At 61.9% G+C, this 349-nt stretch carries 1 pseudogene; it reads right to left on the bottom strand.

What is annotated here, in order from left to right:
- Positions 1-271 (bottom strand): annotated as a pseudogene (locus X744_RS01000000170780) (nitrite reductase large subunit); the annotation flags it as partial.
- Between the last annotated feature and the right edge of the window lie 78 nt (positions 272-349).

Genomic DNA, 349 nt, shown 5'->3' with positions numbered 1-349 from the left:
CGGTCTTCGCCTGCCGGTCGATGGCAATGATCTTGTGGCCCTTGTAGAGGGTGATGTCATTGGCGATGTACCAGCCGTCGCCGTGGATGATGATCTCCTCATAGGCCTTCTCGCCGGAGAGCACTGGCGACAGCATGATGCGGTCGTAATTGACCCTGGGCTCGGCGTTGAAGATGGTGACGGCGTAGCGGCCCGGCGCCTGTTCCAGCAGATGCTCCAGCATGCGCCCGGGCGCCATGCCATTGCCGATGATGACGAGTTTTTCGGTCATGGGGTTACTCCGCGGCTTCGACGAAGCGGTGGCGTTCGTAGAGGAACTTCAGCACCGCCTCGCGGCAGCGCAGGAAGG

The sequence above is a fragment of the Mesorhizobium sp. LNHC252B00 genome (genome assembly GCF_000502955.1).
Lineage (GTDB): Bacteria > Pseudomonadota > Alphaproteobacteria > Rhizobiales > Rhizobiaceae > Mesorhizobium.
The sequence above is the reverse complement of the archived record's forward strand: the minus strand, read 5'-3'. Positions and strand labels throughout refer to the sequence as shown.